We start from the raw sequence: 14,821 nt of genomic DNA on the forward strand, positions 1-14,821 counted from the left end.
ATGTCCCTTGCAACAAAATATGATTCTCAAAAAGCAGAGCAAAAGTGGTACGACTACTGGATGGAAAACGACTTCTTCAAATCTGTTCCAGATGATAGAGAAAGTTATACCATAGTAATTCCGCCGCCTAATGTTACTGGAGTTCTACATATGGGGCACATGCTTAATAATACGATTCAGGATGTTCTTATTAGAAGAGCTAGGTTAAAAGGATATAATGCCTGCTGGGTTCCAGGAACTGATCATGCTAGTATTGCAACCGAGGCCAAGGTGGTGAAGAAGCTTAAAGAGCAAGGTATTGATAAAAATGACCTTACACGAGAGGAATTCCTTGAACATGCTTGGGATTGGACTCATGAATATGGTGGGATAATCCTTGAACAGCTTAAAAAATTAGGAGCTAGTTGCGATTGGTCTCGCACAAAATTTACCATGGATGACGACATGTCAGCTAGTGTGATAAAAGTATTTGTGGACCTTTTTAATAAAGGTAAAATTTATCGTGGATATCGTATGGTAAATTGGGATCCGCAAGCTAAAACTACCTTAAGCGATGAAGAAGTTATTTATGAAGAAAGAAATGGACATCTCTATCATCTAGCTTATAACCTAAAGGATAGTGATGATAAGGTGATCATCGCAACAACCAGACCCGAAACAATCCTGGGTGATACGGCAATATGTGTTCATCCTGAAGATGAAAGGTATCAAAATTTGATAGGTAAAACAGTTATAGTTCCTATTGTTAATCGAGAAATACCAATTATTGCTGATGAGTATGTAGATATGGAGTTTGGTACAGGATGTTTAAAAATAACTCCTGCACACGATGAAAATGACTATAAGTTAGGGGAAAAACACGATCTAGAAATCATTGATATTTTCAATGAAGATGGTAGCCTTAATAGTTATGGTTTGCACTATCAAGGTAAGGATAGATTTGAAGTGCGCAAGTTGATTGCAAAAGAATTAGAAGAGAAAAATTACCTTGTCAAAAAGGAAAACCATATTCATAAGGTAGGTACTAGTGAACGAACCAAAGCAGTTATAGAACCTAGATTGTCTGATCAATGGTTCTTAAAAATGGAAGAACTAGCTCAACCTGCAATTAAGGCTGTAAGAGAAGATATTGTAGAATTGTTACCAGCTAAGTTTAAGGCTACGTATTTCCACTGGATGGAGAACGTTAGAGATTGGAATATATCTCGTCAGTTGATGTGGGGACAACGTATTCCTGCTTATTACTATGGAGATGGAAAAGAGGATTTTGTAGTAGCTGAGAGTATAGAGGATGCTCTTACGCTTTCGCGAAAGCGAACTAATAATAACAATCTACAAGAACAGGATTTAAGACAGGATAATGATGTTCTTGATACTTGGTTTTCCAGTTGGCTGTGGCCTATATCCGTTTTTAACGGGATTCTAGAACCTGAAAATAAAGAGATCAACTATTATTATCCTACGCGAGATCTTGTGACAGGTCCAGATATTCTTTTCTTTTGGGTGGCACGTATGATTGTAGCTGGATATGAGTATAAGGATGAGAAACCGTTTGATAAGGTTTATTTAACTGGACTTGTAAGGGATAAGCAACGACGTAAAATGTCTAAGTCATTAGGGAATTCACCTGATGCGCTTAAATTAATTGAAGAGTTTGGTGCTGATGGTGTAAGAGTAGGACTTTTATTAAGCAGTGCTGCAGGTAATGACCTTATGTTTGATGAAAGCTTATGCCAGCAAGGAAAAGGTTTCGTAAATAAAATGTGGAATGCATTTAGACTAATAAAAGGTTGGGAAATTGATACAAAAATAGAACAACCTTCTTATGCTAAACAAGGAATCCAGTGGTTCCAATCTAGGTTTGCGCAAGTATTAGATGAGGTTGAGGATCACTATTCAAAATATAGAATTAGTGATGTTTTAATGAGCTCCTACAAATTAATTTGGGATGATTTTTGTGGATGGCTGTTGGAAATTATTAAACCAGAATACGGTCAACCTATTGACGCTTTAACCTATAAGCAGGTTATAGAGTTGTTTGAAAATAATTTGCGATTAATTCATCCATTTACTCCTTTTATAAGTGAGGAGATCTGGCAAAGTATTACTGAGCGCAAAGTTGAAGATGCATTATGTATTAACACATGGCCTACCACTGTAAAACCAGATGATAAATTACTTGTGGATTTTGAGATGGTTAAAGACATCATATCTGGTATAAGAACGGTGCGTAAGGAAAAGCAAATTTCATTTAAAAATGAAATCTCTTTAAGTGTTATAAATAATGAAGGTTTATCTGCAGATTATAATGATCTCATCATGAAAATGGGTAATGTTGATTCAATTATGCAGGTAACTGATCAATTATCTGGAGCAGCTAGTTATAGGGTTAAATCAAATGAATACTTCATACCTTTATCAGGGAACATTGATACCGCTGCAGAGTTAGAGAAATTAGAGGCTGAATTAAAGCGTGCGCAGGGATTCTTATTAGGTGTTCAAAAGAAATTGTCTAATGAACGATTCATTGCCGGAGCTCCTGAAAAAGTAGTCGAGCTTGAACGTAAAAAAGAAGCAGATGCTCTTGCAAAAATTGATACTATTAATGCTAGTATTGTAGCTCTAAAATAATGAGTACGGGTAATATATTTTTAATATTACTAGGCAGCCTGATAGTGGTAGCTTTATGTGTGCTGCTAACTATCTGGTTGCTTAAAAAATTATTGAAACGATGAATGTAATCTCTACCATTGCTATAATTTTTATCGCCATTGTAGTTTGTGTAGCTGCGCTGGCAATATATATTCTAAAGAAAAAATAGTAGTTATATAGTGATTCTTTGGTGTTGAATCACTTGTGTTTACCAAGGTTTAGGGTATAGATCTTCAACGATTTTTATATACCTTCTTTTAGCCTCGCTTTTAGATATATTTTGAACTTGAATTAAAGCATTCATTTTGAAGCCTTGTCGCAAATCATTTAATTCAAAGGATCGATTACTTACATAAGGCTCATCTATAGCTCTTTTGTAGTATGCATAAAGATGTAATTGAGTAGCAAGAGGAACTTCGGACTGTTCCTCAGAACTCGCTTTGTGAAAAGCTGATTCAAAGTACTTATCCAATTCCTTACCTTTAAGAGAATTTAGCCAATGTGGTAATTCCACCTTTTACTTTTTGATTAAGTGATACTTTAACTTCTGTGTCTATGGGTAGATATACGTCTACTCTAGAGCCAAATTTAATAAAACCGCTATCATCACCTTGAATAGCTTGTTCACCTTCTTTGGCGTAATTAACAATGCGTTTTGCAAGTGCACCTGCTATTTGTCTATACATTACTTGCAATTTATTTTTATGATTGATAACAACAGTTGTGCGTTCATTTTCCTCACTAGCTTTTGGGTGCCATGCCACCAAGTATTTTCCTGGATGGTATTTGCTATAAGCAATGGAGCCTCCAATTGGATACCGAGTTACATGAACATTGATAGGAGACATAAAAACGCTTATCATTAAACGTTCTTCCTTAAAATATTCATTCTCCTGTACTTTCTCGATTACAACTACTTTACCATCAACAGGTGATATTATATTGGTTTCGCTTATTGGTGTAGATCTCTTTGGGTTTCTAAAAAATTGCAGAATTAGAATTAAAAAAACAATCGATAATATCCCTACAGCTACTGTAATCCAATGTGGAGGATTGAAATAGGAAACACCTAAATTTAAGGCTCCTGTTATTAAAACAGATATCAGAATAATTTTTGATCCCTCTTTATGAAACATAATTAATAATTAAGAATGTAAGATAAGCAAATGGTGCTGCAAAGATAATACTATCCATGCGGTCAAAGATACCACCATGACCTGGCATGATACTACCACTGTCTTTTATTTGTGCCTGTCTTTTAAATTTAGATTGAATTAAATCACCCAGTGTTCCAAAAAACGCAACTACAAAAGCTATAATTATCCAATGGTATATGGTGTAATCTGTTATTCCTATATTTTGTAAATAAAAGAATAGACCAACACCTGTAAGCATTGCCATAACCAACCCACCTACAAATCCTTCCACGGTTTTTTTAGGTGAGATGCGTTGCATTAATTTATGCTTACCAAAGTTTTTACCAAATAAATAGGCAAAGCTGTCATTGGACCATATGATTGTAAATAGACCAATTATTAATTCTGGTTTGTAGCTTTCTAAAACATCTGGTATTAATGCTAAGAATAAACTTGATCCAATCAAATATAATAACGCAATAAAGTGTTTTTTTGAATTGAAAAGGGGAATACGATCTGTAAGTATTAAGTCTCTAATAAGGTATAGATTTACTGCTAGTGTTCCAGCTAATAATGCATATATCACATAAAGATAATAATCGTCCAAAGGATCGGGCCACACATTATACCTTACCAGTAAAAGGTAAGCGGCAGGTAGTACGGGATATATTAACCATTGCTTTAGCCTTATCATTGGCATAAGCTCTATCAAGCAAAAAAAGGCAAACAAACAAAATAAACCTATAAACACATCTCGTGAATATAGGGCGCTTAATACCACTAGGGAAACGTATACAATTCCCGAAATAGAACGAACTAATAATTCTCTCATTATAAATCTTCTAATAATAAAAGATAGAGTCTTTTATTAGGTGCTCCATAAGTTTCAATATCCTTACTCTCTTTGCCATCGCCATCTTTAAAGTTTTTAAGAGTAGTAATGTTAGTAGGGATGTATGTTTTACTACGGTGTTTAATGCCTCTCAAACCTTCACCTATATTTTCTACGATCTGACTTGTGCTTGCTAGGACAACAAAGGTGTTAGGTAATTCAGGTAATTTACATTCCTTAATTTGATTTGAAGAAAATAATAAAGCTCCTTTGTCACTTATTAGATATTCACAAGTGGTCAAAAAGAAACTACTGGAGCGATTACTACCCTCAAAATTCAAGTTGAAATTAGGAAATCTTTGTTGTAATTGCTTATCGTGACAAAAAACATCCTTTTCAAAAAAATCATGTTCAACTAAAATATCTTCAAAGTTTGCTTGAATTTCTTCTTCACTTACCGAGTAGAGCAATCTTCCTCCTTGTTGGATAAAATGATGAAAAAATTGTTCGTCTAAAGGCAGTTTTTTTTCAGGCATGTATTTAGAGCGCTCATTATCAGTGCTCTTTGATTCATCGCTTTCTGTTGATTTTTTAAAAAACTTGCCGAATATGCCCATTCTATAAGCAAAAGGATTTAGGGTTGATGTAAATATACTTTTTTAACTAAAAGCATACAAACTATTCTTCTTCATCCTTGCTTGTAGCAGCATCAGTTTGAGCACCGCTTATAGCTGACTTTAATGCAATCGGTTTTTCCTTAATAAAAGGTCTTTTACCAAATATGCGTTCCAAGTCATCCTTGAAAATCACTTCTTTTTCTAAAAGTAATTCTGCCAGTTCAGTTAATTTATCTTGATTGTCTGTCAAGATTTGAATAGCACGTTGATACTGCTCCTCAATAATTTTTGATATTTCTTTATCAATAATTACAGCTGTTTCCTCACTATAAGGTTTGGTCATAGAATATTCTTGTTGGCCACTGCTGTCATAATAGGTGATATTACCTATTTTATCATTAAGACCGTAAATAGTCACCATAGCCTTAGCTTGTTTAGTGACTTTTTCTAAATCACTTAAAGCTCCCGTTGAGATTTTATTGAAAATCACTTTTTCTGCTGCACGACCACCCATAGTTGCACACATCTCGTCAAGCATCTGTTCTGGTCTTACAATTTGTCTTTCTTCAGGTAAATACCATGCTGCTCCTAGAGATTGTCCACGAGGAACAATGGTAACCTTAACTAATGGCGCTGCATGCTCAGTCATCCAGCTTACAGTTGCGTGACCAGCTTCATGATAAGCAATTGTCTTTTTCTCACTAGGTGTGATTAACTTATTCTTCTTTTCAAGTCCACCTACAATACGGTCTACCGCATCTAAAAAGTCTTGTCTAGTTACTGCCTTTTTACCTTTTCTCGCAGCGATAAGTGCTGCCTCGTTACAAACATTGGCAATATCGGCTCCAGAGAATCCAGGTGTTTGTTTTGCAAGAAATGAAGTGTCTAGTTCTTCATCTACTTTCTTAAGCGGTCTTAAGTGAACTTCAAAAATTTGTTCACGTTCTCTTACATCTGGTAGGTCTACATAAATTTGACGATCAAATCTACCTGCTCTCATCAATGCTTTATCAAGTATGTCACCACGGTTGGTTGCAGCAAGCACAATTACATTTGTATTGGTGCCAAAACCATCCATTTCTGTCAATAATTGATTAAGTGTATTTTCACGCTCGTCGTTTGATCCAGAAAAATTAGATTTACCTCTTGCACGACCGATAGCATCAATCTCATCAATAAAAATAATAGATGGTGATTTTTCTTTAGCTTGTTTAAAGAGATCACGTACTCTACTTGCACCTACACCTACAAACATTTCTACAAAGTCTGATCCACTTAATGAGAAGAAAGGAACTTTTGCTTCACCAGCTACCGCTTTAGCAAGTAATGTTTTACCTGTACCAGGCGATCCTATCAAAAGGGCTCCTTTAGGAATTTTACCACCTAGGGAAGTATATTTTTCTGGATTTTTAAGAAAATCTACGATTTCTTGAACTTCTTCTTTAGCACCTTCTAATCCTGCAACATCTTTAAAAGTTGTTTTAATATCAGTTTTTTGGTCAAAAAGCTTTGCTTTTGATTTACCAATATTAAAAATTTGGCCACCAGCGCCACCACCAGCTCCAGCACTCATCCTACGCATGATAAAAATCCAAATCGCAAGAATTATAATAAAGGGTAGGAAAGTGCCTACGTAACTTAAAAACCCTTCCTCTTCTGGATCAAAAGTATATTCAGTATCCAGATTATTCTGTTCCTTTATCTCAGAAAACTTTTCTTCAAACTTTTCTTGTGAACCATAATTTGCAACATATTGTGGTATAGGAATATTTGATCCTACCTCACTACCTCGTTTAGCATCTTTATGCTGGTCTTCTTTTTTTGCTTCATCAGTAAGAAAAATGTTAGCTTTTCTTCTGTTACCTACAATAACAACCTTTTTTACATCACCGTCTTTTAGGTAAGTATAGAAGTCTTGTATAGATATTTCTTTTGGTGAGTATAATTGGTCAGTAAATAGACTGTATCCAAAAAATAATAATCCCAAAGGAATAATAATCCACCAAATGCTGAATTTTGGTTTACCTGAATTCATTAAAGGTTTACGTGGATCTTTATTAGGTGCTTTTTTATCAGACATGTTTTTCTTCTTCAATTTTAGTAAGTACTTTCAATAACTGTGATTTTTGCATCACCCCATAATCCTTCTAGGTCGTAATATTCTCTAATAGGTTTCTGAAAAACGTGAACAACTACATCAACATAGTCAATAAGTACCCATTCACCTTGATCTGTACCTTCTACATGCCAGGCTTTTTCTTGCAATTCTTTACTTACTTTCTTCTGAATAGAGTTAACGATAGCGTTAACTTGAGTATTGGAGTTACCGTTGCAAATAATGAAGTAACTAGTTACGGTATTTTCTAAATCCCTTAGGTCCATTATAGTAATGTCATTTCCTTTGACATCTTCTATTCCGGCAATTATTTGGCTTATTAATGTATCTGTAGGTACTGCTGTTTTAGTCATTAAAAACTTTTTGTTAAGTACAAATTTATTTCTTTTTTGTTCTAGAATTGCACTTTATTCATTAAACTACAATTAAATTCTAGATTTGAACATTGTCAAATTATATGCCACTACCTCTACAAATGATGAATTGAGGTCTCGCTTTCGCGAAAGCGAACTCACTCACCTTACTACTGTTGTTGCTTACAAACAGTCGGCAGGCAAAGGGCAGCATGGAGCAAAATGGCACTCTGAGCCTGGTAAAAACCTAACTTTCAGTTTTTTACTTGATAATTCAAAGGTGCGTCTTACACCATTTCAAATTAATAAATGGATAACCGTAAGTTTAGTATCGTGGCTTAAAAACCATCTTGGCATAAAGGCAGATATTAAATGGCCGAACGACATTCTGGCAGTAAATCATAAACTAGCAGGAATTCTCATTGAAACCGTCTATTCTGGTAGTTCACTTAGCCATGCAATCGTTGGTATAGGTCTTAATGTTAACCAGGAGGAGTTTCCCGATTCCCTGAAAGCGATCTCACTTAAATTAATAACGGGTAAACAGTTCAACCTAGATGAGTTACTATTTAGCTTTGTTCAATATTTGAATGTTTCAAATTATGAAATTAAGGAGTTTATAAATGACTACAACAGTCACTTATATAAACTGGGTAGGACTCTCAATTTTGAATACCTTGATAGGCCTATTACAGCAACCATTATCGGTGTAACTGAGAACGGTTTGTTGGAGTTAATGACTACTGATAGTCAATACCTCACAGCAGACTTAAAAGAACTTAAATGGTTTTGCTAGAATTGTTCTAGTCCTTTGGCTAGTTGCTCCAAAAATTTCTTGATAGGGCCTTTAATCATCATAGCCATCATAGGATTAAAATCTCCTGTAAAAAATAATTGAGCCTCACTACCAGCTTCTTTATCTTCAATATCACAGATTAGACTAAAATCAAACTTATCACTTGCTGAGCCTAAAACAACTTTAGAATAAGGGGTTTGCTCTTTAAGTTGAAGCTTTATTTCTGGCATTCCTTTAAGTCCAAAGAGAAAACTATCATCACCTCTTAATTCAAACTTTGTATCATCGGGCATGAGCTCCTTGAAATTAGCAACGTTTGTTAAAAACGTGTACAATTCTTCTGGATTCTTTTGAGTTGTTACTTTACGGCTTTCTAAATTCATAGCTTAATTATTCCACTGGCTAGGGTTCTCTCTCCAGCTTTTTAGTAATTCTTTTTCTTCATCATTAAACAATCCAGCACTTACTGCCTTTTCAATTAAATGATTATAATCACTTAAGGTGGTAAGTTCTAGATCCTGTTCTTTGAAATTTTCTACAGCAAAAGTAAAGCCATATGAAAAAAGTGCAAGCATTCCTTTGACATTTGCCCCAGATTCTTTTAAAGCTTTTACAGCATTTAAACTGCTTTTACCAGTACTTATAAGGTCTTCAATTACAACCACATTTTGACCAGCCTTTAAATGTCCTTCAATTTGGTTTTTTCTACCATGTTTTTTAGGCTCTGGTCGTACGTAGATAAAAGGAACGTCTAGCGCGTGTGCCACTAACATACCGATACCTATGGCACCTGTAGCAACTCCGGCGATAACGTCTGGTGTACCATACATTTTCTTAACAAGATCTGATAATTGATCTTTTAAATAGTTTCTAACCTCTGGATATGAAAGAGTTATGCGGTTGTCGCAATAAATAGGTGATTTCCATCCACTGGCCCATGTAAAAGGTTCTTGTGGTTGCAATTTTATTGCTTTAATTTGCAATAATAATTCTGCTGTTTTTGCAGCAACATTTTTATCTCTGACCATGGAGCAAATGTATAAAGTTTTTGTCAAAGAAGTGCCTATTTTAGTCACTTCAAACAAAGACAATTTTCCAGATTACACAGTCTTTAAATTAAGAACTGTAAATCTTAAAAAAATCATCAAGCGTATTGAAGCTGGTGAGCTTACTAAAGTGTTGTTGTATAGCAAGAATCCCAACAAAATTCTCAAAAGGCTGCATAAAAAACTTCCTGTGGTAGTTGCCGGTGGTGGACTTGTTCTCAATTCGCTTAATCAATATTTATTTATTTATCGTAATGACAAATGGGATCTTCCTAAAGGTAAAATTGATAAAGGAGAAACCATTGAAGATTGTGCTATTCGAGAGGTTCAAGAAGAAACTAAAGTGAAAAATTTGAAACTCAATGATTATCTAGGTCGTACTTATCACATTTATTCTTGGAAATCAAAAATAAAGCTTAAGCTTACTCACTGGTACCTTATGCAAACAGACTCAGACAAGAAGCTTAAGCCTCAAAAAAAGGAAGGAATAGAAAAAGCGGTATGGTTAGACAAAGAAATGGCGCAAGTAGCTCTTATGAATTCCTATGCTAATATAAGAGAGCTTTTTCCTGATAACATGTTAGTGACGAAGCGTCACTAACCTTTTATTACCTTCTCAAAATCCATGTAATAGCTTAGTTGATCAACAGGTATTGTAATTAATACCTGATTATTAAGTTCTTTAAAAGTATCTGGTAAGTCCACTTTAAAAGTAGTTTGTAAGAAAACATTTTTATCTTGATCAACTTTGAATGCAACAGGTGCATTTTTAAGTTCTTCATCGGTAAAAGTAAAGGCCGTATTTCTAGCATAATCTCCATAGGTCGCCTGCATGTCCTTTGGTAATCCTAAAATGAGATTTGCTGTTTCTTGTTGTAAATTAACTTGTAGAATAGTGCGCACATCAGGGAACTTTTTAGTGCTTACCATATCATTTAGTTTGATTTCTTTATAATTAGGTTTTGAAAAAGTGCGCAGTATTCTTCCAAATTCTCCTTCTCTCTTATAAACAATGCTGTAAGAAATAAAATCTGTATTTTCAGATACATGATCAATCTTTATCATACTTGTACCGCGATCTTTATTGAGACAAAGATTCATGCTGCGTTCATTGGCAAAAATGTCAAAAACCTCTTCCATTGTGGCATCTTTTGGATAGGTAGTAGCACTCAAATCCTTGCCAATTAAATTGGAGATAGGTTGATATAATGATTTAGTTTGAGTTCCTGAAAATTTTGGAATTTCAAATTTATAAACAGCTCCATCACAATCTACTTGATTACTCCATACGCCATCTGTGTTGTTTTCAATTACTTGACCTCGTTCAAAATCACTAGGTATTGGGTCTAGATTTTCTGAATTGTTTTTCTTGTCGGAGTTACAACTTAAGACAATCAAACTGATGGTTGCTAGTGCTATAATTTTTTTCATAGAATTCTGTAAATTGGATAGGTTAAATGAGCTTTTTCGTAATTAGGACTGCGTTTATGTAACCAAGACAGTTGTGCAGCTGCATTATTTTTAAAATTCGGATTGGCTTGTTTTAAACTATCAAATTCAATCCTAATATATGGATTTTGTTCTAATAGTTTTTCTGCGCTGGCGTCAAAAACATAGCTAGAAAAACCTTCCTTTTGTTGGAGTATAGTGTCAAAGTAATTCCACTTAAAAAAGCTATCACTTGCTTGTGGTTCTAGAGTTTCAACAAGATATTTAATTCCTGGTTGATTAGTAGGTATGATGATATCGCTTTCGCGAAAGCGTACTTCATATTCTTTACTACTAACAGATACATTGCTATGAGGATAATGTCCTTCATAGGCATTGCGCGCGGTATTGTAGTTTTCAATTCGATATTCTTGAGCAAGAATTGTTGAATCCTTTTTTAAAGTAAAGTAATCTATTTGGTTGTGATCTAATTTTTCTATGATATTCCAATAGCCCGAAGGGATTACATAATATGACGGGATTATGATACTGTCGGTTCCTTTATAAGTATTGTAATAAGGAACCATTTTTTTAAAAGGTTTGTTTCGGTTATAGGTGAGTTGTTCCAGTCCAGTGACTTTACTAGTTATGTATTCACCTTCATAGCCTAAAAACTCTATACTATCATTTTTAGTTCTATCTAGTTTGTAGGTGAGTGCGTATGAATCTCCTGTTTTTAAAGTAGCAAAAGCATCTTTTCTCAATTCTTTTACCTCAGTAGCTCTTGATTGTGCTATTTCTAGCACTTTTTCCATTAGTATTTTGGTTCCTTCAACTCGGTCCTTATAAGGTTTGAGCATGTGAGTTTCTACCATAAGTCCTACCGTGTTCCATAATGAAGTGTATCCGGTAGAATATCTAGGTTCATCAAGGAATTGAGAAAAACCCTTATCAGGGGTAGTGCCCCAAACGCTCACGTAGGGTGTAATGGGCCAGTTTTCTTCATTTAATTTTTGCTCAAGCTCTGGCCTAAACGAGTTTTCAATATAGTTAGCAAGGTTTGAGGTTGATCTGTTGTGTTGTGTGATCAAATGAGTAAGAACGTATTGATAGTCTGCACCATTACTCACATGATTATCAATGAAGAAATCAGGATTTACAGTATGATAGATTTCTTGAAATGTGACTGCATTTCTTGTATCGGTTTTAATAAAATCTCTGTTTAAATCATAATTACGAGCATTACCTCTAAATCCATAACTTTCTGGCCCATTTTGATTGGTTCTTGAACTCGTATTTCTATTTAAAGAACCACCTACATTATAAACTGCTATTACATGCAGTTCAATTGGGTATTCAATGGACAATTTTTCGTTAGCTAGATCTCTTAATAGCATCATACTGGCGTCAATTCCATCACTTTCACCTGGATGAATACCATTATTTACTAGTATTTTTACTGGTTCCTCATTGGATTGAGTGTTCGACTTGAACGAGATAAGGTGTAAGGGTAAACCACTATCTGTTTTACCATATTCCTTTATAGAAATAGAGGAGTAGTGGTTTGCTAATTTTTCGTAATATGAAATAACTTCATGATAGGTAGCAGTTTGATTCCCATTACCTTTTTCAAATGGAGTTTCCCAATCTATTGGATTGTTGTTAGTGGTTTTTTTATTATCACATGATGTAACAACAAAGATGAAAGCAAAATAGATTAACAGGTTTCTCATATTCTTACAGTTGTAGGGACTAGTCCTGTGTAGTCTCCATTATTACGAATTACGTCGCGTACTATTGATGATGAAATATAACTTTTACCAGAAGAGGTAAGTAGGAATACGGTTTCTATTTCGGAAAGCTTGCGATTTGTATGGGCAATTGCTTTTTCAAATTCAAAGTCGGCTGGGTTACGTAATCCTCTAAGAATGAATTGAGCTTGTTGTTGTTTACAAAATTCAATGGTTAGTCCAGAATACGTCATTACCTTTATTTGTGGTTGATCCTTAAAGGCTTCCTCTATAAACCTTTTACGTTCTTCTAAACTGAACATGTACTTTTTATCTGCATTAACACCAATTGCGATTATGATTTCATCAAAAAGGCCTAAACCTCTTTCAATTATATCATAGTGTCCTAGGGTTATTGGGTCAAAACTACCCGGAAAAACGGCTCTTCTCATAGGGCTAATTTAAGGTTTCCTCAATGATATCGGTTAAAAAATCAGTTAAGGATTGATTAGAAGCTTCTACTTGTTTAGGAACTATACTTTCCTCACTCATACCGGGATTGGTATTTATTTCAATGAAATGAGGTGTTCCTTGATGAAATATAAAGTCGGCACGTGCTATACCTTTACAATTAAGTAATTCATAGATTCTTTTACTTAATTCTTGAACAGCAACTGTCATACGTTCACTAATTCTTGCAGGCGTAATTTCTTGGGATTTTCCTTGATATTTGGCTTCATAATCAAAAAAATCATTTTCACTTACAATTTCAGTAGGTGGTAAAGCGATGATAGTACCATCTTTTTTATAAACACCTACAGAAACTTCAATGCCATCTAGAAAGGACTCAATAATAATCTCGTTATCTACCGCAAATGCTACATCAAGTGCAGCTGGTAACTGTTCGATTTGATAAACTTTTGAAACACCATAACTACTACCACTGCGATTTGCTTTAACAAAACAAGGCAATCCCACTCGATCAACTATTAGATTTACATCGACCTCTTGAGACTGATTTAAATAAACACTTTGTGCAGTAGTTATTCCCCATGGTTTCAACACTGCAATGCAGTCCCTTTTATTAAAGGTAATTGCACTTTGGTAACTGTCACAAGAGGTTTGCGGCAAGCCTATTAATTCTAAGTAGGCTTGTAACAGTCCATTCTCACCAGGAGTACCGTGAATGGTATTGTAGCAACAATCAAATATTACTTTATTGTCATTAATGGTAATTGAAAAATCATTTTTATCAATCTCATGGACCTCACCATCTGCACTGGTGTAGCTCCATGACTGTTCTGATATTACAATTTCATAGACCTGGTAAAGATCTTTGTTTAAATATTTGGAAATTACCTTTCCACTCTTCATCGAGATGTCTTTCTCACTGGAATAGCCACCCATGAGTACGGCAATGTTTTTCATAGTTCTGTTTTCGCCCTGAGCGTAAACAACAAAGTTAAAAAAGATGTCGTTTAAATAAGGGAATCGATTATGTATCTTTGGTGCATAATACTACTTAATTTTTCAAGTATGAATTTTTTCAGGTTTATGTTTACTAAAACCTTCTGGATACAAGTTGTTCTGGCAGTTGTTCTTGTTTTTGTTTTATGTCTAGGATATTTATATTGGCTAGATTGGTATACAAATCATGATCAACGTATTGAGGTGCCTAGCCTTGAAAAACTAACCTTGAGTCAGGCAAATACAGAGTTAGAAGAATTGGATTTAAGAAGTAAGGTTATAGATAGCTCTGGTTTCAATCCAGAGTTTCCTCCTAGAACAATCATTGAGCAAAATCCTAAAGCAGGAAAATTTGTTAAGGAAAATAGACAGATTTATCTCAAAGTGAATCCTAGTGGATACGGTATGGTTACCGTTCCTAATGTAATTTACAAGACTAAAAGACAAGCTATACCTACCTTACAAAGTTTAGGATTTGAAATTGGTGAAATTACTTATAAACCTAACTATGCAGAGGACACTGTGCTTGAAATGAGGTATAAAGGTGAGGTCCTAGAATCTGGAACACAATTACGTAAAACAAGTGTTATTGATCTAGTGCTGGCTGATGGAAAACGACCAGTCACCACACCTGAAGATTCTAAATAA

16 protein-coding genes are annotated in these 14,821 nt (G+C 34.7%); 4 read left to right on the forward strand and 12 right to left on the reverse strand.

Annotation, left to right across the window (positions count from 1 at the left end):
- Positions 1-2,631 (forward strand): valine--tRNA ligase, encoded by a 2,631-nt coding sequence (locus BST93_RS05935; protein ID WP_105018447.1) that lies wholly within the window; start codon positions 1-3, stop codon positions 2,629-2,631.
- 229 nt (positions 2,632-2,860) lie between these two features.
- On the opposite strand, the gene BST93_RS05940 is transcribed toward BST93_RS05935, so the two are convergent.
- The 6 genes from BST93_RS05940 to rsfS form a co-directional block, all read right to left on the reverse strand.
- Positions 2,861-3,166: an acyl-CoA-binding protein gene (locus tag BST93_RS05940; protein ID WP_105018448.1), complete on the reverse strand. Its 306-nt coding sequence runs from the start codon at positions 3,164-3,166 to the stop codon at positions 2,861-2,863.
- A complete protein-coding gene (locus BST93_RS05945; protein WP_105018449.1) occupies positions 3,135-3,788 on the reverse strand; it encodes a phosphatidylserine decarboxylase family protein in 654 nt (217 codons plus the stop codon). Before BST93_RS05945 ends, BST93_RS05940 begins: the two co-directional genes overlap by 32 nt.
- Positions 3,778-4,620: a phosphatidate cytidylyltransferase gene (locus BST93_RS05950; protein WP_105018450.1), complete on the reverse strand. Its 843-nt coding sequence runs from the start codon at positions 4,618-4,620 to the stop codon at positions 3,778-3,780. Before BST93_RS05950 ends, BST93_RS05945 begins: the two co-directional genes overlap by 11 nt.
- On the reverse strand, positions 4,620-5,237 hold the full coding sequence (locus BST93_RS05955) for an LUD domain-containing protein (protein WP_105018451.1): 618 nt from the start codon (positions 5,235-5,237) through the stop codon (positions 4,620-4,622). The genes BST93_RS05950 and BST93_RS05955 overlap by 1 nt, the downstream gene beginning before the upstream one ends.
- A 61-nt stretch (positions 5,238-5,298) precedes the next feature.
- On the reverse strand, positions 5,299-7,317 hold the full coding sequence (ftsH, locus tag BST93_RS05960) for an ATP-dependent zinc metalloprotease FtsH (RefSeq protein WP_258150487.1): 2,019 nt from the start codon (positions 7,315-7,317) through the stop codon (positions 5,299-5,301).
- 17 nt (positions 7,318-7,334) lie between these two features.
- Complete coding sequence (gene rsfS, locus BST93_RS05965; protein WP_105018452.1) at positions 7,335-7,706, reverse strand: ribosome silencing factor; 372 nt, start codon at positions 7,704-7,706, stop codon at positions 7,335-7,337.
- 85 nt (positions 7,707-7,791) lie between these two features.
- Between rsfS and BST93_RS05970 the strand changes: the two genes are divergently transcribed.
- Positions 7,792-8,502, forward strand: coding sequence for a biotin--[acetyl-CoA-carboxylase] ligase (locus tag BST93_RS05970; RefSeq protein WP_105018453.1), 711 nt, complete (start codon positions 7,792-7,794; stop codon positions 8,500-8,502).
- Here the strand turns inward: BST93_RS05970 and BST93_RS05975 are convergent.
- Complete coding sequence (locus BST93_RS05975; protein ID WP_060523021.1) at positions 8,499-8,885, reverse strand: SRPBCC family protein; 387 nt, start codon at positions 8,883-8,885, stop codon at positions 8,499-8,501. The genes BST93_RS05970 and BST93_RS05975 overlap by 4 nt on opposite strands.
- A gap of 3 nt (positions 8,886-8,888) precedes the next feature.
- The gene (pyrE, locus tag BST93_RS05980) at positions 8,889-9,530 is read right to left on the reverse strand and encodes an orotate phosphoribosyltransferase (RefSeq protein WP_105018454.1); all 642 of its coding nucleotides are present in this window, start codon (positions 9,528-9,530) and stop codon (positions 8,889-8,891) included.
- 7 nt (positions 9,531-9,537) lie between these two features.
- On the opposite strand from pyrE, the gene BST93_RS05985 reads away from it, so the two are divergent.
- The gene (locus tag BST93_RS05985; protein ID WP_181072556.1) at positions 9,538-10,149 is read left to right on the forward strand and encodes an NUDIX hydrolase; all 612 of its coding nucleotides are present in this window, start codon (positions 9,538-9,540) and stop codon (positions 10,147-10,149) included.
- On the opposite strand, the gene BST93_RS05990 is transcribed toward BST93_RS05985, so the two are convergent.
- From BST93_RS05990 to BST93_RS06005, 4 genes are read right to left on the reverse strand one after another with little or no spacing between them, the layout of a single operon-like run.
- The gene (locus BST93_RS05990) at positions 10,146-10,979 is read right to left on the reverse strand and encodes a hypothetical protein (RefSeq protein WP_105018456.1); all 834 of its coding nucleotides are present in this window, start codon (positions 10,977-10,979) and stop codon (positions 10,146-10,148) included. The genes BST93_RS05985 and BST93_RS05990 overlap by 4 nt on opposite strands.
- Positions 10,976-12,709 (reverse strand): M14 family metallopeptidase, encoded by a 1,734-nt coding sequence (locus BST93_RS05995; RefSeq protein WP_105018457.1) that lies wholly within the window; start codon positions 12,707-12,709, stop codon positions 10,976-10,978. The genes BST93_RS05990 and BST93_RS05995 overlap by 4 nt, the downstream gene beginning before the upstream one ends.
- Positions 12,706-13,158, reverse strand: coding sequence for a pantetheine-phosphate adenylyltransferase (gene coaD / locus BST93_RS06000; protein WP_042278861.1), 453 nt, complete (start codon positions 13,156-13,158; stop codon positions 12,706-12,708). The genes BST93_RS05995 and coaD overlap by 4 nt, the downstream gene beginning before the upstream one ends.
- Positions 13,159-13,162: 4 nt before the next feature.
- A complete protein-coding gene (locus BST93_RS06005) occupies positions 13,163-14,134 on the reverse strand; it encodes a D-alanine--D-alanine ligase (protein WP_105018458.1) in 972 nt (323 codons plus the stop codon).
- A gap of 108 nt (positions 14,135-14,242) precedes the next feature.
- Between BST93_RS06005 and BST93_RS06010 the strand changes: the two genes are divergently transcribed.
- The gene (locus tag BST93_RS06010; protein ID WP_060523017.1) at positions 14,243-14,821 is read left to right on the forward strand and encodes a PASTA domain-containing protein; all 579 of its coding nucleotides are present in this window, start codon (positions 14,243-14,245) and stop codon (positions 14,819-14,821) included.

This window comes from Nonlabens tegetincola (genome assembly GCF_002954355.1).
GTDB lineage: Bacteria > Bacteroidota > Bacteroidia > Flavobacteriales > Flavobacteriaceae > Nonlabens > Nonlabens tegetincola.